At 58.7% G+C, this 21,986-nt stretch carries 19 protein-coding genes; 7 read left to right on the top strand and 12 right to left on the bottom strand.

Features of this window, described 5'->3' with window-relative positions; translation table 11 throughout:
- From ABUK12_RS17055 to ABUK12_RS17035, 5 genes are all read left to right on the top strand, one after another.
- A complete protein-coding gene (locus tag ABUK12_RS17055) occupies positions 1-1,035 on the top strand; it encodes a LacI family DNA-binding transcriptional regulator (RefSeq protein WP_410012966.1) in 1,035 nt (344 codons plus the stop codon).
- Positions 1,036-1,271: 236 nt separating this feature from the next.
- Positions 1,272-2,015: a sugar phosphate isomerase/epimerase family protein gene (locus ABUK12_RS17050; protein WP_410012965.1), complete on the top strand. Its 744-nt coding sequence runs from the start codon at positions 1,272-1,274 to the stop codon at positions 2,013-2,015.
- 295 nt (positions 2,016-2,310) lie between these two features.
- Entirely contained in the window at positions 2,311-3,576 is a 1,266-nt protein-coding gene (locus ABUK12_RS17045; RefSeq protein ID WP_410012964.1) for an MFS transporter, read from the top strand.
- 86 nt (positions 3,577-3,662) lie between these two features.
- On the top strand, positions 3,663-4,637 hold the full coding sequence (gene ghrB / locus ABUK12_RS17040; RefSeq protein ID WP_410016684.1) for a glyoxylate/hydroxypyruvate reductase GhrB: 975 nt from the start codon (positions 3,663-3,665) through the stop codon (positions 4,635-4,637).
- Positions 4,638-4,795: 158 nt separating this feature from the next.
- Positions 4,796-5,794: an AI-2E family transporter gene (locus ABUK12_RS17035; protein ID WP_410012963.1), complete on the top strand. Its 999-nt coding sequence runs from the start codon at positions 4,796-4,798 to the stop codon at positions 5,792-5,794.
- Between the two features lie 78 nt (positions 5,795-5,872).
- Here the strand turns inward: ABUK12_RS17035 and ABUK12_RS17030 are convergent, their stop codons facing one another.
- From ABUK12_RS17030 to ABUK12_RS17010, 5 genes are read right to left on the bottom strand one after another with little or no spacing between them, the layout of a single operon-like run.
- Entirely contained in the window at positions 5,873-6,961 is a 1,089-nt protein-coding gene (locus ABUK12_RS17030) for an ABC transporter ATP-binding protein (RefSeq protein ID WP_410012962.1), read from the bottom strand.
- A 6-nt stretch (positions 6,962-6,967) separates the two neighbouring features.
- Positions 6,968-7,945, bottom strand: a complete 978-nt coding sequence (locus ABUK12_RS17025) for an ABC transporter ATP-binding protein (RefSeq protein WP_410012961.1) — start codon at positions 7,943-7,945, stop codon at positions 6,968-6,970.
- A gap of 5 nt (positions 7,946-7,950) precedes the next feature.
- A complete protein-coding gene (opp4C, locus tag ABUK12_RS17020; RefSeq protein ID WP_410016683.1) occupies positions 7,951-8,892 on the bottom strand; it encodes an oligopeptide ABC transporter permease in 942 nt (313 codons plus the stop codon).
- On the bottom strand, positions 8,892-9,851 hold the full coding sequence (locus ABUK12_RS17015) for an ABC transporter permease (protein ID WP_410012960.1): 960 nt from the start codon (positions 9,849-9,851) through the stop codon (positions 8,892-8,894). Before ABUK12_RS17015 ends, opp4C begins: the two co-directional genes overlap by 1 nt.
- A 47-nt stretch (positions 9,852-9,898) precedes the next feature.
- Entirely contained in the window at positions 9,899-11,536 is a 1,638-nt protein-coding gene (locus ABUK12_RS17010) for an ABC transporter substrate-binding protein (RefSeq protein ID WP_410016682.1), read from the bottom strand.
- A 260-nt stretch (positions 11,537-11,796) separates the two neighbouring features.
- Here ABUK12_RS17010 and ABUK12_RS17005 point away from each other — a divergent pair, with 260 nt between their 5' ends.
- Entirely contained in the window at positions 11,797-13,065 is a 1,269-nt protein-coding gene (locus tag ABUK12_RS17005) for a valine--pyruvate transaminase (RefSeq protein ID WP_410012959.1), read from the top strand.
- Between the two features lie 92 nt (positions 13,066-13,157).
- Here the strand turns inward: ABUK12_RS17005 and ibpB are convergent, their stop codons facing one another.
- Positions 13,158-13,619 (bottom strand): small heat shock chaperone IbpB, encoded by a 462-nt coding sequence (gene ibpB / locus ABUK12_RS17000; protein ID WP_410012958.1) that lies wholly within the window; start codon positions 13,617-13,619, stop codon positions 13,158-13,160.
- Positions 13,620-13,733: 114 nt separating this feature from the next.
- Positions 13,734-14,147, bottom strand: coding sequence for a small heat shock chaperone IbpA (gene ibpA, locus ABUK12_RS16995; RefSeq protein ID WP_410012957.1), 414 nt, complete (start codon positions 14,145-14,147; stop codon positions 13,734-13,736).
- Between the two features lie 288 nt (positions 14,148-14,435).
- Between ibpA and ABUK12_RS16990 the strand changes: the two genes are divergently transcribed.
- Positions 14,436-14,786: a YceK/YidQ family lipoprotein gene (locus tag ABUK12_RS16990; protein ID WP_410012956.1), complete on the top strand. Its 351-nt coding sequence runs from the start codon at positions 14,436-14,438 to the stop codon at positions 14,784-14,786.
- A gap of 26 nt (positions 14,787-14,812) precedes the next feature.
- On the opposite strand, the gene ABUK12_RS16985 is transcribed toward ABUK12_RS16990, so the two are convergent.
- The 5 genes from ABUK12_RS16985 to ABUK12_RS16965 all read right to left on the bottom strand — a co-directional run bounded on the left by ABUK12_RS16985 (position 14,813) and on the right by ABUK12_RS16965 (position 21,981).
- Positions 14,813-15,862: a LacI family DNA-binding transcriptional regulator gene (locus ABUK12_RS16985; protein WP_410012955.1), complete on the bottom strand. Its 1,050-nt coding sequence runs from the start codon at positions 15,860-15,862 to the stop codon at positions 14,813-14,815.
- Between the two features lie 319 nt (positions 15,863-16,181).
- A complete protein-coding gene (locus tag ABUK12_RS16980) occupies positions 16,182-17,528 on the bottom strand; it encodes an MFS transporter (protein ID WP_410012954.1) in 1,347 nt (448 codons plus the stop codon).
- Between the two features lie 377 nt (positions 17,529-17,905).
- The gene (locus tag ABUK12_RS16975) at positions 17,906-19,255 is read right to left on the bottom strand and encodes an MFS transporter (protein ID WP_410012953.1); all 1,350 of its coding nucleotides are present in this window, start codon (positions 19,253-19,255) and stop codon (positions 17,906-17,908) included.
- A 123-nt stretch (positions 19,256-19,378) separates the two neighbouring features.
- Entirely contained in the window at positions 19,379-20,323 is a 945-nt protein-coding gene (locus ABUK12_RS16970) for a dihydrodipicolinate synthase family protein (RefSeq protein WP_410012952.1), read from the bottom strand.
- A complete protein-coding gene (locus tag ABUK12_RS16965) occupies positions 20,320-21,981 on the bottom strand; it encodes a signal transduction protein (RefSeq protein WP_410012951.1) in 1,662 nt (553 codons plus the stop codon). The genes ABUK12_RS16970 and ABUK12_RS16965 overlap by 4 nt, the downstream gene beginning before the upstream one ends.
- Positions 21,982-21,986 lie beyond the last annotated feature (5 nt).

The raw sequence follows: 21,986 nt of genomic DNA, 5'->3' as shown, positions 1-21,986 counted from the left end.
GTGAGCCAGCAAAAAGGGACCCGCGCATCGGGACGCGCCACCATCAGCGATGTGGCCAGAGCCGCAAACAGCGGCAAGACCAGCGTGTCGCGCTATTTGAACGGCGAGCTGCACCTGCTTTCCGACGACCTTAAGGCGCGCATCGAAGCGGCCATCGTGCAGCTCAATTACCGCCCCAGCCAGATGGCCCGCAGCCTGAAGGGGGGACAGACCAGGCTGATAGGCCTGATTATCGCCGATATTACCAATCCCTATTCCGTTGACGTGATGCGCGGCATCGAGGCCGCCTGCCGCCGGCACGGCTTCACCCTGCTGGTATGCAACACCAACAACGAAGTGAACCAGGAACGCCACTATCTTCAGCTGCTTAACGGCTATCAGGTGGAAGGGATCGTGGTCAACGCGGTGGGCATGCATGAGGATGCGCTTGCCATGCTGCAGCAGTCCTTGCTGCCGATGGTGCTGATTGATCGCAAAATTCCCGGTTTCGCCTGCGACATGGTGGGCCTGGACAACCGCGAGGCGGCGACCCGCGCCACCGGGCACCTGATCGCGCAGGGATTTGAAGCCATTATGTTCCTCAGCGAGCCCCTGGGCACGGTGAATACCCGCATCGAACGGCTGCAGGCCTTTCGCGCCTGCCTGGCGGCCCATCCGGATCTGGCGGCGGAAGAGGCGGAGTGCGCGCTGAACGATACCGACACCCTGGCCGCCGTTATCCAGGACTTTAACCGCCGCCACCGCGGCATGCGCAAGGCCATTCTGTCGGCCAACGGCGCGCTGACGCTGCACATCGCACGCGTACTGCGGCGCCAGGGCCTGAACTGGGGCAGCGATATCGGCCTGCTGGGATTTGACGAACTGGAGTGGGCGGAGCTGGCGGGCGTGGGCATTACCACCTTTAAGCAGCCGACCTACCAAATCGGCTACGCCGCGCTGGAACAATTGTTAAAGCGCATCCAGGGGGCCGACGAACCGGTCAGCGAACAAGCGTTCAGCGGCGAGCTGATCGTGCGGGGGTCCACTACCCGTTAGCGAAGTGGATAAGACCGTAAGGCACCCTTAGGAAACGGAAAAGTCAGATAATAGTTTCCTCCCTGCGGCGACCACGCGCCGTTAATCGCCGCGCACCTCCCCGCCCCGCCCCGGATGCCAGTTGGCTAAATTAGTGACAGCGATCATAAATCTGACATAACGGACTTCTCAATGGAACCGGTACCATCTACCGTAAAACCATCACCGCGGAAAATGTCTCCGCATGGGAGTCCAAGATGAAACATGATGTGTTTGTGGTTACCGCCGCGTACGGCAATGACAATGTCCTCGCCATGGGCGGGCAGCAAAAACTGCTGCCGACCATCGCCGGGGCGGGCGCCGCCGGGGTGGAAATGCGCCGCGAGCTGCTGACGGAAACCGACCTGGCCCGCCTGCCGGAACTGGCCCGGGAGATAGCCGGCCTGGGGCTGCGCTGCTTCTATTCCGCGCCGGAGGCCTTATTTACCCGGGACGGCGCGCCCAACCCGTTGTTGCCGCAGCTGTTCGACGAAGCCGAACGCCTTGGCGCCGAGCGGCTAAAATTATCCTTAGGCCATTATTCCGCCACTGGGGATATCGCCGGCCTGGACGCGTTGCTGACATCCCGGCGCGTGCGGTTAATGGTGGAGAACGACCAGACCGAATGCGGCGCGCTGGCCCCCATCAGCGCGTTTTTGCACCGGGCGCGGGATGCGCGGCTGCCGGTCGGCATGACGTTTGATATGGGCAACTGGCGCTGGGTCGGGGAAGATCCGCAGGCGGCGGCCACGGAGCTGGCCTCTTTTGTCAGCTATATCCATATCAAGGTCGCGCTCCCGTCGGATAACGGCTGGCGCGCCACGGCGCCGCAACACGACGGGCAGTACTGGCGGCGGTTGCTGGCAAGCCTGCCGGACGATGTGCCGCGCGCCATTGAGTTTCCGCTGGAAGGGGACGATCTGGCGGCGGTAACCCGCCGGTTCATCGCGCTATTGCAATAAGCGCGCCGCCTGGCCGGCTTATTACCGGGCCTCTTCCCGGCGGTAGCCGGGTCCGGCCGCCGGCGTCACGACGGCCCCGCCCCCGCGGTGTGCGCCCGGGCGCCGGGGTAATTTATTCGACATAGGGATGGAACCGATACCAAAGAACATGATGATGCCAGCGCGCGCGGCGGCGGATGGCCGGGCAGGCTATTGACGCACCGCGTCGAAACAATAACAACGACATCGGAACACCCGCCCCGGCCCTACCCTGCGGCGGTTGAGACAGCAGCGATATCAATGAAGGAATACATCTATGAGCTTAGCGAAATTAGCACCAAAACGTTGGTGGTATATTATGCCGATTGTATTTATCAGCTACAGTCTGGCATATCTCGACCGGGCCAACTTCAGTTTTGCCTCCGCCGCCGGTATTAACGATGACCTGGGAATAACCAAAGGGGTATCGTCATTATTGGGCGCGCTGTTCTTTCTCGGTTATTTCTTTTTTCAGATACCGGGCGCTATTTATGCCGAACGCCGCAGCGTCAAGACGCTGATTTTCTGGTGCCTGGTCTTATGGGGCGGTTTCGCCGCGCTCACCGGCATCGTCAGTAATATTCCCATGCTGATGGCGATCCGGTTTGCGCTGGGCGTGGTGGAGGCGGCGGTGATGCCGGCGTTGCTGATTTATATCAGCAACTGGTTTACCAAAGCCGAACGCTCACGTGCCAATACGTTCCTGATCCTCGGCAACCCGGTGACGGTACTGTGGATGTCGGTGGTTTCGGGGTATTTGATCAACGCCTTCGGCTGGCGGGAAATGTTTATCTTCGAAGGCATCCCGGCGGTTATCTGGGCTTTTTGCTGGTGGGTGTTGGTTAACGATAAACCCGCCCAGGCAAAATGGCTGTCGGAGGAAGAAAAGCAGGCGCTGCAACGGCAATTGGCCAAGGAACAGGAAGGCATTAAAGCGGTGCATAATTACGCCGAGGCGTTCCGTTCGCGTAATGTGATTATTCTGTGCATCCAGTATTTCGCCTGGAGCATCGGCGTTTACGGGTTTGTATTATGGCTGCCGTCCATTCTGCGCAACGGCATGGAAATGGGCATGGTGCAGGCCGGCTGGTTATCCGCGGTGCCTTACCTGGCGGCCACCATTGCCATGATCATCGTCTCCTGGGCATCGGACAAACTACAGAAACGCAAAATATTCGTCTGGCCACTGCTGCTGATTGGCGCCCTGGCCTTTATCGGTTCCTACCTGCTGGGCGCCCACCATTTCTGGGGTTCCTATGCGCTGCTGGTTATCGCCGGCGCCGCCATGTATGCGCCTTATGGCCCGTTCTTCGCCATAGTGCCGGAAATGCTGCCGCGCAACGTCGCCGGCGGGGCGATGGCGCTGATTAACAGCATGGGCGCCCTCGGTTCCTTCGTCGGCTCGTGGGTGGTCGGCTACCTTAACGGCGCCACCGGTTCGCCCTCGGCGTCCTATGTCTTTATGGCGGTGGCGCTGCTGGTATCGGTGTGGTTGACGTTAATTGTCAAACCGGCGGAAAACGCCGTGCCGCGCATGGCCTAAAGCCGGCGCCGCCTTTTCCGTTAACAGGCAAAAATGGTATGCTGGTCTTTATCGCCAAATGACATAACCGACCAACGGAGATCATGATGAAACCTGCCGTAGTATTGTACAAATCGTTACCCGACGACCTGCGCCAACGTCTGGATGAGCATTTTGACGTGACCGAAATCGGGGATGTGGGCGCAGAAAATGTGCGCAGACATGCGGACATATTGCAACAGGCTCAGGGTATCATCGGCTCCGGCGGTAAATTCGATAAAACAATGCTCGACGCGCTGCCCAACCTCAGGGCCGCCTCCACCATTTCCGCCGGCTACGATCAGTTCGACGTCGACGAGATGAGCGCGCGCGGCATTGCGCTGATGCATACTCCCCACGCCCTGACGGAAACCGTGGCCGACCTGCTGATGGGGCTGGTGCTGGCCACCGCGCGGCGCCTGGTGGAACTGGCGGAGAGGACCAAGGCGGGCGAATGGCGTGAGAGCGTCGACAGCACCTGGTTTGGCACCGACGTGCATCATAAAACCCTGGGCGTGGTCGGCATGGGACGTATCGGCCTGGCGCTGGCGCAGCGTGCGAACCTGGGGTTTTCCATGCCGGTGCTCTATAACGCCCGTCGTCAGCACGCCGAGGCGGAAAGCCGTTTTGACGCCGAGTATTGCGATCTGGATACCCTGCTGGCCCGGTCTGATTTTGTCTGTATCATCCTGCCGCTGACGGATGAAACCCATCATCTGATCGGCCGCGAGAAGCTGGCCCTTATGAAACCCGGCGCTATCCTTATCAATGCCGGACGCGGTCCGGTAGTGGACGAAGCGGCGCTTATCGAGGCGCTGGAAAACCGTACCATCCGCGGCGCCGGCCTGGATGTCTACGAGCAGGAACCGCTGCCGGTGGATTCGCCGCTGCTGCGCCTGCCGAACGTGGTGGCCATGCCGCATGTGGGCTCCGCCACCGATGAAACCCGCTATCAAATGGCCGCCACCGCGGTGGATAATCTGATCAACGCCCTTACCGGCCGGATTAGGGAAAACTGCGTTAATCCCCAGGTCATCAAATAACCCTTGCTCCCATCGCCTTTACATAACGATTCCCCGTCCACCCGGGCGGGAAAAGCGTATCATGGCCGCTAAAATAAACGTTGCCGGCATCAGCGCTACGCTATGCTTTTTTATGGTATGCGATAAAATGGAATCAAGCGGTATGGAAAGGAACAATAATGACTATTAGTCATACTCACATCAAAATCAGCACCTTTGTGTTGATGTTGCTGTTTATTGCGATCATTATCCCTTTGCACTTATTTCCCTGTTTTGTCGCGGGGTTCCTGGCCTATGAAATCATTTTCGCCCTTACGCCCTGGTTTGAGCGCATCATCGGCGGCCGGGCGCGCTGGGTCGTGGTCAGCATCATCGCCGCCGTGGTAGTGATTGTCATGACGCTATCCATTGTCAGCCTGGTCAGTTTCCTGACCTCGAATATCCAGCGCGGCATTGATTTAACCGCCGAAACCAACCGCATTTTCTCCGGCGTCAAAAATCGTCTGCCCGATATATTGCCAGCCTACCTGCCGGACAGCGCGGAAGAGCTGAAAAACCAGGTTTTCGCCGTGGTGGAAAAAAACCTCATTACCATCCGCAATATGGGACGCAGTTTTTTGCACGGCTTAATCACCATCCTTATCGGGCTGATTATCGGCGCGATTATCTCATTGAATAAGCCATCGGGACGCACCACCTATTTTCGCGAGCAAATGCTGCAGCGCGTACAGAATTTATCCAGCTCTTTTCGTAATATCGTGTTTGCCCAGATCAAGATTTCGCTGGTCAATACCATCCTGACCTCTATCCTGCTGCTGGTGATTTTTCCGCTGTTCAAGGTGCATCTGCCGTTATCCAAGACGCTGGTGGTGGCCACCTTTATCTTTGGCCTGCTGCCGATTATCGGCAACCTGATATCCAATTTCCTGATGATTATCTCGGCGCTCTCCGTCTCGCTGCCGATAGCGGGCGTGGTGCTGGTATATTTGATGCTGATCCATAAGCTGGAATATTTCCTCAACGCCGAGATTGTCGGCAATCGCATCCAGGCCAAATCCTGGGAGCTGCTGCTGGCCATGCTGGTGTTTGAAGCGGCGTTTGGACTGGAGGGGCTGGTGGCCGCCCCCATCTATTACGCCTACCTGAAGACCGAATTGCGCGGTCTGGATCTTATCTGAAAGCGCCCTAACAAAAGCGCGGCGGGGTATGCCGGCGCGGCGGGGTATGCCGGCGCGGCGGGCCGACGCAGAGGCCGCTCAGGCTTGTGAGCCGACCCCGGCATAATGGCATGATACGCTGTGTCCCGGCGCCGCCTCCAGCAGCACGGGCGGCTGGCGGCGGCAAAGATCGGTTGCGTAAGGGCAGCGGGTATGGAAGCGGCAGCCCGGCGGCGGCTCGGCCGGACTGGGCGGCTCGCCCAGAGCGATGGGCCGCGGCGGCGCGTCGACATCCAGGGTAGGCACCGCGGCCAGCAGGGCTTGGGTATAAGGATGCAAGGGCCGCCGGAATAAACTGTCCCGATCGGCCCGCTCCACGATTTGCCCCAGGTACATCACCGCCACATCATCGCAAAGATGTTCCACCACCCCCAGGTCATGGGAAATAAATAAAAAAGTCACCCCGAGATCGTCACGCAGATCGGCAAATAGATTGATGATTTGCGCCTGGATGGACACATCCAGCGCGGAGATAGGCTCATCGGCGACGATAAAGTCCGGTTGCAGGATCAGGGCCCGGGCGATGCCGATACGTTGACGCTGGCCGCCGGAAAACTCATGGGGAAAACGATCGTAGTGTTGGGCGGAAAGGCCGCAGGTTTCCATAATCCGCACCACCCGATCGCGCACGGCATGTTTATCCGCCAGGCCATGTTCCAGCAAGGCCTCGCCGATGGCGTCGCCCACCCGTAGCCGGGGATTAAGCGAACTATAGGGATCCTGGAATACCAGCTGCATTTTCGGGCGCAGCGATTGCCACTGCCGCGAACTCATGCCGGTCAGTTCCCGTCCGTTACCCGCCCTCTCCGGCGCCTGGCCGGCCGGCGCCGTGCCATGGCCGTGGCGGGGGCGATCATCAGCGGGAAAGTTTTTGCCATCATCCGGGCGATTGTTATCATAAAAAATTACGCTGCCTCCGCTTGCCGGATACAGCCCCAGCAACGTGCGCCCCACCGTGGTTTTGCCACTGCCGGACTCGCCCACCAGGCCAAAAATCGTTCCCCGGCGGATAGTGAAACTGACATCATCCACCGCATGCACCACGCCGGTGGCCTGGCCGAACAACCCGTCATTAATAGGAAAGTACTTTTTCAGGCGCCGCACTGCGATCAACGGTCCGTTATTCATGGCGGGCTACACTTTGGTTGCTTGGGGGGTGGAATAAAAACAGGCCGACTGCCGTTCCAGGCCGCCGGCCAGCGGCGGCACGGACTCAAGGCAGCGCCCGGTGGCCATATCGCAACGGCCGGCAAAGGCGCAGCCCGGCGGCAGGGCCGATAAATCCGGCACCTGGCCGGGAATGGAGTACAGCCGGCGGCGACGCTGGCCCGGCACCGGCCGGGAGGCAATCAGCCCACGGGTATAAGGATGCAGGGGATGCGCCAGTATCCGGCGGGTCGGGCCCTGTTCTACAATGCGCCCGGCGTACATCACCACCACATGCTGCGCCATCTGCGCAATCACGCCCAGATCATGGGTAATCAACATCATCGCCATATGGTTGCGCTGCGCCTGCTGGCGCAATAATGCCAGAATTTGCGCCTGCACCGTGACATCCAGCGCGGTGGTGGGCTCGTCGGCTATCAACAGCTTCGGCCGGCAGCCGATGGCCATGGCGATCATGATGCGCTGGAGCATGCCGCCGGAGAGCTGGTGCGGGTAGCTGTGCATCAGGCTTTCCGCCCGCGCCAGCCCCACCTCGCCGATCAGGGCGATGGACTGTCGCCAGGCGTCGCGCGGCGATTCGCCACGATGGCGAATCAAAGGTTCCATCAGTTGTTCGCCGATGGTTAGCACCGGATTGAGCGCCGTCATGGGTTCCTGGAAAATCATCGACATCAGGTTACCACGCAGATCGGTCATCTGCCGCGGACGCAGGGTCAGCAAATCCTGCCCGTCAAGCAGGATAGCGCCATGCTCGATAGTCGCGTCCGGACGCGGCAGCAGCCCCATCAGCGCCATGGCGGTGACACTCTTGCCGCAGCCGGATTCGCCCACCACCCCCACCGTTTGGCCCGCCTCAATACAAAACGACAGGTCCTGTACCGCCTTTACCCTGCCCTGGTCGCTGTTAAAGGAGACGGACAGTTGCTGAAAGGAAAGTAATGCCATCGGGTTCACCGCCGCTTCATTTTCGGGTCAAGGGCGTCACGCAGCCCGTCGCCCAAAATGTTAATGGCGATCACCGTGACAAAAATAGCGACGCCGGGCGGCATCCACAGCCAGGGCCGCCGCTGGAAATCTATCAGGCTGTTGGCCGCGTCCATCATATTGCCCCACGAGGGCGTGGGCGGCACCACGCCCAGACCAAGATAGCTGAGCGCCGATTCGCTCAGTATGGCATTAGCCACTCCCATGGTGGCCACCACAATCAGGATTGGCACGGTATTAGGCAGCAGATGGCCGAGGATGCGCCGACGGGTCGATAGTCCCAGCACTTCTGTGGCCAGCATAAAATCCCGCTCGCGCAGCGAGAGGATCTGTCCGCGCACCAGGCGCGCCAGGGACGGCCAGCCCAGCAGGCTGAGCATTATCATCACCATATAGATGCGGTAATCCGGCGAGATGCCCAGCTCGGACAACATCGCGCCCATAATAATCAACAGCGGCAGGCTGGGGATGGTCATCAGCAAATCGGCGAAACGCATAATCAGCCTATCGGTCCAGCCGCCGAGATAACCGGCCAATGCCCCCAGCAGATACCCCAGCGTCACCGACAGCACCATGGACACCAGCCCAACGGTTAGGGAAATACGCCCCGCCAGCAGCAGACGCGTATAGATATCGCGGCCCAGGAAGTCGGTGCCCAGCCAATGGTCGGCGCCGGGGGCATGGTTAATCATCAGCGCGTCGGTGGCATCGTCGGCCCAGGGCGAAAACCAGGGGCCGGCAGTGCACCAGATGCCCATGGCCACCAGCAGCACCAGGCAAAGCATCGCCAGCGGATTGCGCCGCAGCCGGCGCCAGGACGCGGCAAGCGGCGAGGGCGACGTCATCGCCAGCGCGGGCAGGCCGGCCTTGCGCCAGCGTCGGCGCGAGGTGAACAGGGAAACAGCCATCATGACCTCAGGCGAATACGTGGATCTACCCAGGCGTACAGCACGTCCGCCAGCAAATTACCCAAAATGGTCAGCACCGCCAGGAACATGGTAAACCCCATCAGCACGGGATAGTCGCGCGCCGACAGCGAGTCGAGCTGTATATGGCCGGCGCCGGGCCAGTTAAAGATTTTTTCGGTAATAAGCGCGCCGGAAAACAGCCCAGGCAGTTCAAAACCCAACAGGGTGATAATCGGCAACAGCGCATTGCGCAGGGCGTGCCGCAGGATAACGGTATGCTCGCGCAGCCCCTTGGCGCGCGCGGTGCGGATATAATCCATGCGGATAACATCCAGCATGCTGGCGCGAAAATAGCGCGTCAGGCTGCCGGCCTGCAGCATTACCAGCGCAATCACCGGCAGCGCCAGATGCGCCGCCACTTCCAGTACCCATTGCATACCCCGCGCCTCGCTGCCGGTACGCAGCATTCCGCCCACCGGCAACCAATGCAAGTCCACGGCAAACCATTTAATCAGCAACAGGCAAAGGAAAAACGTCGGAAACGACATGGCGGCGAAAATCAGCACCGTTACCAGATGATCGAACAGCGAGTAGGGTTTGACCGCCGAGGCCACGCCCACCGCCAGTGCGATGCCCCAATACATTACCATCGCCACCGTCGCCAGCAGGAAGGAGTGCCAAATATACTGATTGAGCAGGGTGCTGACCGGGATCTGGTATTGTAACGAATAACCCAGATTACCCTGCAGCAGTTGCCCCAGCCAGCGCAGATAACGCAACAGCATGGGTTGATCCAGCCCATACAGGGCTTTTAGCTCAGCCGCCCGCTGCAGGGTCAGGGTAATATTGCCATCAATAAAATCGCCGGGCGTCAGCGCGAAAATAAAAAAAATCAGCAACGACGCCAGCAACAGCATGGGGATGGTTTGCAACAGGCGGCGGATAATAAAGTTTCGCATAGGCTATCCCTATCCGCCCCGGCCACGCCGGCGGAGCGGATAAGCGGTTATTTCGCCAACCGCACCTGGGGCAGGCTGCCTACCAGGCCGTTGTAGATATCGGGTTTAAAGCCGGTCACCCGCGCGCTGCTGGCGGACAGAATATACCGGTATCCGAGCAGGATCACCGGCGGATCCTCCGCCAGGGTCTGGTAAAGCTGATGATAGATCGGTTTGCGTCCGGCGTTGTCCAGGGTGGCATTAGCCTGGGCCACCAGCTTATCCACCTGGGGATTGCTATAGCCCAGCTTGGATTCGCGGGTCTGGAACTCACGTACGCCGTCATGGGGATCGTTCAGGGTGCTGGTGCTGTAGGAAACCAGATCAAAGTTGCCGGTTTTTTGGCGCGCCAGCAGAGCGTTGAAATCCAGCACTTCGGGGCGCAGCAGAATACCTATCTGGCGATAGTTTTCCTTGGCGATAGGCAACAGCGCGTCGTTAAGCAGTTTTTTTACCGCCAAAAGCGTCAGTTCCAGCCGCTTGCCGTCCTTGACGCGAATGCCGTCCGGACCGACCTTCCAGCCCGCTTCGTCCAGCAATTGCTTCGCTTTCTCCGGGTTATAAGCATAGTCGTTGACGCCATTGGGATCGTAGGCCCAGGAAATCGGCGCGATAGGCTCGTTCGCCACCTTGCCGTAGCCCTGGTAGACCACGCTGATGAGCTTCTGCCGGTCCAGGCCGTAAATCAGCGCCTGGCGCACCTTGACGTCATGCAGATAGGGCCGTTGATGATTGAAGCCGACCATGCTGTAATCGCTGGAGCCGTACAGGTTGATATTGGCAAAACCCAACAGCTGCAATTGCTCGATGTCATCCGGCTTGGAGGTAAAATTATCGTAGTCGGTTTCGCCGGTCTGGAACAGCTGGAAATTTGTAGCGGGATTGGTTACGCGGTAAATAAAGCGCGCCATCGGCGGTTTACCGGCGAAATAATTGGGATTGGCGTGGAAACGGATTTCCTGGCCCGGGATATATTTCTCATAAATATAGGGGCCGTTGCCGAGCGGTTTACCGTGCAGAGTGCGCAGGTAATCCAGCTTACCCGGCAAATAATCCTTGCCGTAGTAGGCTTTCGACAGCACTGGCCCGCCAATGGTCGATAAGGTGGTGGCGCCCGGTTCGGTGGTGGCGACGCTGATGGTCAGCGGATCGATCACCTTGATGCCGCTGACCGTTTGGGCTTTGCCGGCTTTATACTCTTCGCCGCCGGCGATATGGGCCAGGGTGATATCGTATTCGCCGTCATAGGCCGGATCGTAGAGCAGCGTCAGGGTGAAGGCCACGTCTTCGGCGGTAAGCGGCGAGCCATCGCTATATTTCAAGTTGGGCTTGAGTTTAATGGTATAGGTTTTATTATCCGCGCTGACGTTCCAGGACTCCGCCAGTTCCGGCACCAGTTTGCCCTGGCTGTCCCAGCCGATCAGGCGGGCGAAAATCACGTTGGTGACGTTTTCGTCCCAGCCGTTGGTAAAAAAATAAGGGTTGAAGATACCCTGAGGCTCGGAAATACCCGCGACGATGGTGTCCTGACGTAGCCGGGCGGCGGCCGGCGCCAGGCTGGCGTCGCTGGCGGGCGTAATGCCTTCCTTAAGGATGTCGGCCCGGGCGGGCAAGGACAGCAGCGCGGCTGTGGCCAGGGTCGCCATGACCAGGAGACCCGCTGTTTTTTGATATCGATGCGACATAATGACCTGATGCTCCTGACAAAAGAAGTGCGGGCGGTCTGCACAATGGGGCAAAGGGTACATTTTGTATTACGAAAGTGTCTAAGAATGAAATTATATTTCTTATAACCATTAGTAAATTAAGAATACTAAAATGGCAGTAATAAAATAGCGGTTGCCTGGCGTGACGCACACGGTATGGTAACACTCAGGCTTACGTTAATATTATCCGAACCCACTTTATGACCTACTCGCTTTTCGGTAAAAAATTCACCCGCCATTCCGGCATCACCCAGCTGATGGCCGATATGAACGATGGCCTGCGCGCACCGGACGCCATTATGCTCGGCGGCGGCAACCCCGCCGCCATCCCCGAAATGGAGCGTTATTTTCACGCGCTGTGCCAGTCCATGCTGGCCGACGGCACCCTGGGCGAAGCTCTGTGCAACTACGACGGCCCCCAGGGCAAAAACGCGCTGCTGACCGCGTTGGCGGCCATGCTGCGCCAGGAGCTGGGCTGGCCGGTGACCACGCGCAATATCGCGCTGACCAACGGCAGCCAAAGCGCTTTTTTCTACCTCTTCAACCTGTTTGCCGGGCGCGGCGCGGACGGCGGCCTGCGGCGGGTGTTGTTTCCCCTGGCGCCGGAATACCTGGGTTATGCCGATGCCGGGCTGGAGGAGGATATGTTTGTCGCCGCCAAGCCGACCATTGCGCAGTTGCCGGACGGCCAGTTCAAATATCATGTGGATTTCGAACATTTAAAAGTGGGCGGGGATATCGGGCTGATTTGTGTTTCCAGACCGACCAACCCCACCGGCAACGTGATTACCGACCAGGAGCTGCTGCGCCTTGACGCGCTGGCCCGCCAGCATCAGGTGCCCCTGCTGATTGATAATGCCTACGGCCTGCCGTTTCCCGGCATTATCTTCAGCCAGGCCGCGCCGTTGTGGAATCCCAATATTATCCTGTGCATGAGCCTGTCCAAGCTGGGCCTGCCGGGGGCGCGCTGCGGTATTATCATTGCCAATGAAGAGGTTATCGACGCCGTCAGCAATATGAACGGCATTATCAGCCTGGCGCCGGGCGGGCTCGGCCCGGCGCTGGCCGCCGAGATGATCCGGCGCGGCGATTTAATGCGCCTGTCGCAAACGGTGATCCGCCCGTTCTATCAACAACGGGTGCGGGAAACCATAGCCATCCTGCGCCGCTACCTGCCGCCGGAGCGTTGCCTTATCCACACGCCGGAAGGGGCGATTTTCCTCTGGCTATGGTTCCAGAACCTGCCGATTACCACCGAGACCCTCTACCAGCGGCTTAAACAGCGCGGTGTGCTGATGGTGCCGGGGCATTATTTTTTCCCCGGGCTGGAAACCGAGTGGCCGCATGCGCAGCAGTGTATGCGTATGAATTATGTGCCCGACGCCGATAAAATCGAGCGGGGCATCGCGATATTGGCGCAAGAGGTGGAGCGGGCGTTTCGGGAAACGGCGGGCAGCGCTGGCCAATAACCTGGCCGCGGCGCAGCTAGCCGCGGTTTTTAATGAGCGAAAACGCCGCGCGGTAACTCCGCGCGGCGTTTTCACGATCAAGACCGGTGTTATTACTGGCCGGCCGCCGGGGCTTCAGCCTGATGCTCAAGCACCTGGGGCTGGGCGTCGCCGATGGCGATCTTGCGCGGCTGCAGGGATTCCGGCACATGGCGTTCCAGCGCAATATGCAGCAGCCCGTTAACGAACTCCGCCTGCGTTACCGTCATATGTTCCGCCAGGGTGAAGCTCAGGGAGAATTCTTTGCAGACCAGCCCCTGATGCAAATATTCAACCTCGCGTTCGGGCGGGGTGGGCTTGCCGGCAATGGTCAGGCGCGGCCCTTCCACTTCAAGCGTGAGCTCTTCTTGCTTAAAGCCCGCCAGCGCCAGGGTGATGCGATAATGGTTATCATCGCTTTTTTCAATATTATACGGCGGGAAGCTAAAGGCTTCCTGATTGCCCTGCATGGTGCTGGCTAATTTATCGAAACCGATCCACTGACGCAGTAAAGGTGACAGATCGTAATTACGCATGGTATTAACTCCTTCTATGAAGCGAGATTATTTTCCCCAACCCGTGGCTGGGTTAGCCCCCGGTTACGGCAGGCGGATGTTATTACATTATCGCGGCGATCGGCCGCGATCGGTTTAATTGATTTCGATACGCCGCGGCTTTAGTGTTTCCGGCACAACGCGTTCTAAATCAATATAGAGCAAGCCGTTTTCCAGATTGGCGCCTTTAATTTGAATATGCTCGGCCAATTGGAATTTGCGCTCGAAATTGCGTTCGGCAATCCCCTGGTATAAATAGTTCCGCTCGGCGGGTTCTTGCGCATGAGCGCCTTTAACCGTTAATAAATTATCATGGGCGGTAATATCCAGCTCATGTTCGGCGAAACCGGCTACGGCGATGGCAATGCGGTACTGGTTTTCATTAACCAGTTCAACATTGTAGGGGGGATAACCGCCATTGCCCTGGCTTTGCCCTGATTCAAGCAGATTTACCAGCCGATCAAAGCCAATAGCGGAACGGTACAGGGGTGACAGATCAAAATTACGCATACAACAGCCTCCAACATTCAGCGAGGTGACAAACAACCTTCCGGATGGACAGGTCAGTGACCTAAATACCCTTACGGCGTACTTATCTGGGGTCACATTAATAAAATGGAGCCGGCCGCGGCATTTTCAAGCGTCAATAAGAAAAAAATCTCCTTCATTTAGCAAAAACTGCAAGTCACGGGCTGAATATCCATTACACTGATAACGGCAGTAGGGAATACTTACCGCAATACCGGGCGGAATGCATAGCGTTAGTAAAATTACCCCCCTAATGGATGTATAGGAATCATGTTGAAACAAGTATTATTCATTCTGACAACAGGCTGCGCGTTGCTGGCCAGCAACGGGTGCTCAAGCGTGATGAGCCACACCGGGCCCGACCAGGGTTATTATCCGGGTACCCGCGCCAGTGTGAATGTCATCCGGGATGAGGATACCAGTTGGGCCATGGTGCCGCTGGCGCTTATCGATCTGCCGTTCTCGGCGGTGCTGGATACTCTGCTGTTGCCGTATGATTATCTGCGCAAGGATAGCGATAAATCCGCCGATTCACCGCGCGAACGTATGCTGCACAGCGGCGCCAACAGCCCCGGCGGTTCCCGGCATAAAAACAAGGCCGGCCGCGCCCATACCCTATAAGCCGCCACGCCGGCAACCGGGGGAGTTTAAGCTTGCCCGGCCGGATCGGCCTTGCCCTGGGCCTGCTGACAGAACGCCGCCCGCCGGCGGTGCTTAAGCGTCATGGGAATGACCGACTTGACCGGCGCCGTTTCGCCCTCCATGGCCTGCGTCATCGCCTGGAACGCATGCTCGACCCAGGCATCCTCGTCCTGGCGCATCGACCAGGTGTTATTGGGTAAAAAACCCAACATGGGATGCTCATCGAAAGTACCGATATTCATCTCGGCGGGAATATAGCCATAATGTTCGCGCAAGACGTTAAGCGCGCCTTCAAGTACCGGCAGCGACGAGGCGATAAAGGCCGGCGGCGCATCCTGGTGCAATTCGAAAAAACGCTGCATCAGCAGCTGGCCGTCTTCGCGCCGGTTATGCTGGGCGGTCAGCACCCAGTCCGCGTTTTCGCTGATGCCATGGGCGGCCAGGGTCTCGGTAAAGCCCTGTAAGCGCTGTTTTATGGTCGGCTGCTGCATATCGCCGGCCATAAAAAACAGCGGCAATGTCCCGGCATCAATCATGGCATGGGTTAACGCCGCGCTGCCGTTGACGTTATCGCTGACCACCAGCGATACCGCGCTGTCGCTGAAATCGCGATCGAGAAAGACCAGGGGTTTGGTAAAACGCTTGATATGGTGATTTTGCGCCGGCAATGACGAGGGCACCACGAACAGCCCGTCGACATTGCGCTGCTGCATGGTTTCCACCAGGGTATTTTCGCGTTCGGTATCGCTATAGGTACAGCTGGTGGTCAGTTGATAGCCCGCCTCGCGGCAGCGGATTTCCAGTTTTTCCGCCAGGGTGGAGAAAAACAGATTGGATAACCTGGGAATAATCAGCCCCAGGGTATCGGTTTTGTTCAGCTTCAGGCTGCGGGCGGCATGATTAATGGTATAACCGTATTCGCCCACGTAGCTGGCAATCCTGCTTTGCGTTTTGGCGCTGATACGATATTGCCCGGCTTTACCGTTAAGCACCAGGCGAACGGTGGTGATTGAAATACCCAGCGCTTTGGCTATCTGCTCTACGGTCTTGGCCATCTTATCGGTTAATCCTGTTATCGAATTCTGTAGATAACGCAGTATAACGGACTGGCTAACTCGAATCAGCGGATAATTACGCCAAATACTCACGCCTTGCTCAATAAAAAGTGGTTTTTCCCCTCCTGACGGCGCGGATGCGTCCATTCCGGTCAGAGTGTCACACTCTGTTGCCGCGCTTTCTGCGTCCGTTGCCGGGCAATGAGCCCGGCAACGAATGTCAAGATCGCCTCGCGCTCAGCGCTGCTTTGCAATAGCGACTCGCCGGTGGCGTAATGAAAATAGCGCCGCCGGGTTATTTTCGTCATATTGATCAGGTTCAGCGCTCTTTTATCGCGGACAGATCCGCCCGATAGCTCTCCTTGGTAATACACACGCAGCAAATGGTAATCGTCGCCATGACGGCTAAGAATAGCGATACCGGCCAGGAATCGCCGCCGGACCAGGCAATCAGCAGGGTACCGATCATCGGCGTCAGGCCGCCGACAATATTGGCCAATTGGAACCCCAGCGACACGCCGGTATAACGCACATTGGTATCGAATAATTCGGAAAAAAAGGCCGGCTGCACGCTAAACATCATGCCCAGGCCGACGGAATAACAAAAGGTGGTGGCGAAATAGAACATTTTCACCGAGCCGGTATCGATCATCCAAAACAACGGAAACGCAAAAATCAGCGTAATAGCCGCGCCGGCCAGATACACCGGCCGCCGGCCGATTTTATCCGACAGATAACCGAAAAACGGGAAGGTAAAAATACCGACAAAACTGGCCAGCAATAAGCCGTTGAGGGCGGTTTCGCGGCTGAAGTTTAATTGCCGGGTGACATAGGACATAAAAAACGCCACGGTCAGCCAGCCGAGCACGATTTCGCCCATGCGCATGCCCATGGCGGTCAGCACCGCACGCCAATGGTATTTCAGTACCGCGATAATCGGGAAATCATGTTTTTGGCCGGTGGCTTTGCCTTCGGTAAATACCGGCGTTTCTTCAATTTTCGAGCGGATATACAGGCCGACAAACAACAGGGCGACGCTGAGCAGGAACGGAATGCGCCATCCCCAGCTCATCAGCTGCGGTTCCGGCAGCCAGGCGACGATGGCAAACACCGCCGTGGCGATAAACAGCCCCAGCACATTGCCCAACTGGACAAAGGTGCCGAAAAAACCGCGCCGGTGCACCGGCGCGTATTCCGTGACCAGCGTGGTGGCGCCGCCCCACTCGCCGCCGATGGCGAATCCCTGGCACAAGCGCAGGAAAATCAGCAGCAGCGGCGCCAGATTGCCGATGGCGGCGTAGCTGGGCACCAGGCCGATACAGAATGTCGAGGCGCCCATGATCATCAGCGACAGCACCAGCGATTTTTTACGGCCGATTTTATCGCCGTAATGACCAAAAACGATGGCGCCGATAGGCCGGCTGACAAAGGTAATCGACAGGGTAAGAAAAGAAACGATCAGACCCATAAACGGCGTGAGATTGGGAAAGAATAATTTCGGGAACACCAGCGCGGCGGCGGTGCCGTAAATAAAAAAATCATAAAATTCGATGGTGGTGCCGCTCAGCCCCGAACCGAGCACCGTCATCAATTTTTTATTCTGCGCCTTTTTTGCCTCTGCGCTGGTGCCGGCGTCGGCCAATGTTGAATCAGTTAAGATAGACATAACTCATTCCTTATGGATAGAGGGAATCATTACCAGACGGACCCGCCGCCATCGACGTTCAGGCTGCAGCCCGTCATATAAAAGGAAGCATCGGGCGCCAGGAAGATAATGGCGCCGTGATATTCCTGCGGACGGCGTCAACGTCTCATTTCTTGCTAAGTCGAGTTAGCAATTTAGCTAACGGCAGATGGGCTGGCAAAGGGTTTTGTTATGAAGTGTGAGCAGGATCGAGGCGAAAGTGTTAACGCCATGATGACGTTACGATACAGCCAGGGGCAACGCCGCCGGCCGCCGGAAAAAACGGCGAACGGCGGACGGAAAATTAAACGGCGGGCAAACCCCCTGGCAGGGGAAGATCCGTTGCACCGCCCCGGCAATCAGTGATCGAGCGTCAGGTCGCGACGCGAGGTCTCCGGCGCGCGCCAGGCGGCGTAGGCAGCCACCAGCGCGGCAATCACCACGTACGTCGCCACATAGGTCCAGTCGTCATGATCCAGCGCGGTCAGTCCCTTGGCGATAAAAGGAGTAAACCCGCCGGCGACGATCGCGCCCAGCTGCGCGCCGATGGACGCGCCGCTGTAGCGCACCTTGGGGCCGAACAGTTCGGTAAAGAAGGCCGGCTGTACGGCGTTAATGGAATTATGGGCGATATTGATCAGCAGGATATACCCCAACACCATCAGGACAAACGAGCCGCTTTCGAGCAGCCAGAAAAACGGAAACGCCATGGCGGCGGCGAACAGCGCGCCGAAGATATAGATAGGACGACGGCCGACCCTGTCGGACAGCATGCCGAAGAACGCATGCATCGGAAACGCCAGCACGCAGGTGGTCATCACCACATTGAGCATGGTTTGCTTATCCACCCCCAACTGCGAGGTGGCGTACGAAACGGCAAATACCGTGGCCAGAAAGAACGGCACGCTTTCGGCAAAGCGCAACACCATGATCAGCAGAATGCTGCGCCATTGGTGACGCACCACCTCCACCACCGGGCTGCTGGCTTTTTCGCCGGGCGCGGTGGTGGGATTTTGCCGCTCGCGTCGTTGCACCGCTTGAAATACCGGCGTTTCTTCCAGGCGGCGGCGCATATACAGGCCGACCAGCACCAGGGCGAAGCTCAGCATAAAGGGAATACGCCAGCCCCACGACATCAGTTGATCTTCCGGCAACAACGTGATGAGCGCAAAAATCCCGGTGGCCAGCAGCTGGCCGGAAAAGCCGCCGGTTTGCGGGATGGACCCCAACAGGCCGCGCCGGTTGGCCGGCGCGCTTTCCACCACCATCAGCATGGCGCCGCCCCACTCGCCGCCGACCAGGAAACCCTGGGTAAAGCGCAGCACGACGAGCAGAATGGGCGCCCAGACGCCGATTTGCGCCCAGGTAGGCAGGCAGCCGACCAGGAACGTCGCCACCCCCATGCCGCCCAGGGTAATCATCAGCGTGTATTTACGGCCCAGGGTATCGCCCATATGGCCGAAAAAAATACCGCCCAGCGGCCGGGCGATAAACCCGACGCCGAAGGTGGCGAACGACGCCAGCATCGCCGCCAGCGGGCTGATGGTCGGGAAAAATATTTTGCCGAACACCAGGGCGCTGGCCAGCCCGTACAGCAGGAAGTCATAAAATTCGATGGTATTGCCAATCCAGCTGGAGATCACCACCCGGCGAATATTCGACCTGTCGAGCAGTTTGCGGTCTTGGGTTATATCAAGAGAAATAGACATGGGTTCCTCATTATTTCTTATCTGTCCCGCCTGGGCCGGACAGGTTATAGGTTGTGGCGCGCAGCCGCGCGCCACGGGCGTAGGGCAAAGATCGTCTTAAAACTCTTGTGGCCGGCGTCGGGTTTACTGCGGGAGCACCAGTTGCCGTATTTCGTCGCCCAGGCGCGCCATGCTGTCCACCGCCGCCGGGAAAAAGCTGTCGTTGAACGCGCCGATGCCGCGCACCCGGCACTGCATGGTAGTGAAGTTGCCCAGTTCCCGCTGCCAGTATTTAGCGCAGGCGGGATAATCCAGGCTCTCGATCAGGGCGGCGGTGGCGAGATAATCAGCCACCCGCCGCGCCTGTTGCGGCTGGCCATGCCAGTTTTCATAGAGCCAGACATAGAGCTGCGGATGGAAATTGGCCATCACGCCGCTGTAGGCGTGGCAACCCGCCTGCCAGGATGCCAGCAGGGTTTGGCTGTTGGCGTTGGCCAGGTGCAGCCGGGAACCCTGCGTCAGCGCCAGCCGGCGCCGCATGGTGGGCAAATGGCAACTGGTGTCCTTGATAAAGGTGTAGCGATCGCTTAACGCGCACCAGCGGATAATCTCATCCGACAGCAGGCGTTTATACGGCCAGGGACATTCGTAAATACCTAAATCCAGCGTCGCCGGCAGCTGTTGCGTCAGTCGTTGCAGGGTAGCCAGCGTTTTTTCATCGCTCTCGCCTTGCAGCGCCAGACGGTTGCTTATCAGGATCAAAGCGTCAATGCCGGTCTGCGCCATGGCGCCGAGCTGTTCCACCTGCTGGCTCAGCCCGCTGGCGGTGTGTCCCGACGCCACGACCGGCACGCGTCCGTCCACCTGGGCGACGATGCGCCCGACCAGTTCGCGTGATTCTTTATCACTGAGGAAAAACATCTCGCTCGACTGGCAGTCGGCGAACAGGCCGTGCACCCCGGCCGCCAGATACCACTCCACCAGCTTTTCCAGCGACGCCCAGTCAATCTCGCCCCGTTCGTCAAAGGGCGTTAACATCACCGGCCAAATGCCGGCGTATTTTTGCCCATCCCGCGCCGATTGCGTCATGCCCGTGGCCCCGCCAGCAGATCAACCGCGCTGCCCGCCGCCCGTACCCGCACGCCGAGCGTCAAGGCCTGGGCGACAAACGCCTGATAGACCTCGCCCAGCAGATCCTGATCCACATAGGCCAGCGTCAAATGGTTGCTTTGATGGCCCGCCATCAGATCGTCGCGCCCGATGCCGTCCAGCACCGCATTCAGCAGCGGCCATTCATAGTTGGTGGCGCGGCGGCGGCGCTCGAATTCCTCCGGCGGCAGCTCAACGGCGGTGCCGGTGCCCATATGCATGACCACCTGCGTGCCTTCGTAATGGGCGCGCGCCCAGATAAAACGCCCGGCTTTGCCCTGCCCGGCGATGGTGGAGCCGCCGTAGGGGAAAAACATCGCCGGCTGACGATAACCGGTGGCCCCGGCGATACCGCCCTTCAGGTGGGCAAACGGCACCGCGCCGGAGATTTCCAGATCCCAATAAAACGTACCCTGGTAGTCGCTGCCCCAGCGGATATCGTGCAGGGTGGTCTCGGCGGGCAGGCCCAGGCCATCCAGCAGGCGCCACATCATCACCTGCGGGATGGCGCTGCCCATATCCACTTCATTGATGCAGGGAATGGCCTTGCCCGGCCAGATAATCCCGCCCTGCTCATCCGGGATGGGAAACCGCTCGGCGTTGCCGATAGCGCCTTCGGCAAAATCGGACGCGGCGCAGCAATCCTTCAGGCCCTGCTGATATTGCACCCCCACCGCCGCCAGACCGAAGCGCTGCACGAAACGCGCCATGGCAATCATCATCGCGCACTGTTCCAATACCTGCTCACGCGTCAGCGACTGGGCGCCGTCCGTGCCGAAGTCAAATGTCATGCCGCGCTGCTCATACCAGGCGAGGCACTCCTCGCGCAATGACGCCGGCACCTTGGCCATTTCCACCAACAGCGCCGATTGCGACAGGGATTCCAGCGGGATGCCCGCGTTTACCAGCGCCTGCTGCGGAAAGACCCCATTAATCATGCCCATGCAAAAGGTATCGAACAGGCCGATAATCGCCTTATGACGCAGGATATATTCCCCCGCCGCCCGGCCGATTTGCCCGGCCGGGCTTGCCATCAGCGCATGGGTGGGCGCGATATCGCGCAAATAGCCGGTCTTATGGCTCAACGCGCCGTCGCGCAGCCAGGTGCTTAATCCCTGGTAGAACAACTCGTCGTCAAAATTTTCCGACCACAGGCGGGAATAGGCGGCGCCCAGGCTGGTCAGGGTGCCCGCCATGCAAAGCATACCCACCAGGCCCGGCCAGGTGCCGTCGAAATTGGCCAGCAGTAATACCGGGCCGCGATGATGCGCCAGCGACGGCGCGATATGATGGGAATACTGCCACGCGGTCAGCAGCACGATAACTGGCGCGTCGGGGTCAATGGCGGCGAACAAATCGCCGCCTTCTTTCTGGCTGCTGATAAAGCCATGGCCGCGATCGGCATGGATCGGATGGGCGCGCTTGATGCGGTATCCCAGCTTTTCCAGCGCCGCCTGCAGCTTTTGTTCATAATCCTGCTGGGTCGGCCAACAGGTGACATTAGCCGGTTCACGCAAATCGGCATTGGCGACCAGCAACACTTCCCGATTGCCTGCCTGGATCATCGCCGGTGAAGGCGGAAGGGTAAATTTCAACATGGTTT

This window comes from Sodalis sp. C49 (assembly GCF_046352915.1).
Classification (GTDB): domain Bacteria; phylum Pseudomonadota; class Gammaproteobacteria; order Enterobacterales; family Enterobacteriaceae; genus Acerihabitans.
The sequence above is the reverse complement of the archived record's forward strand: the minus strand, read 5'-3'. Positions and strand labels throughout refer to the sequence as shown.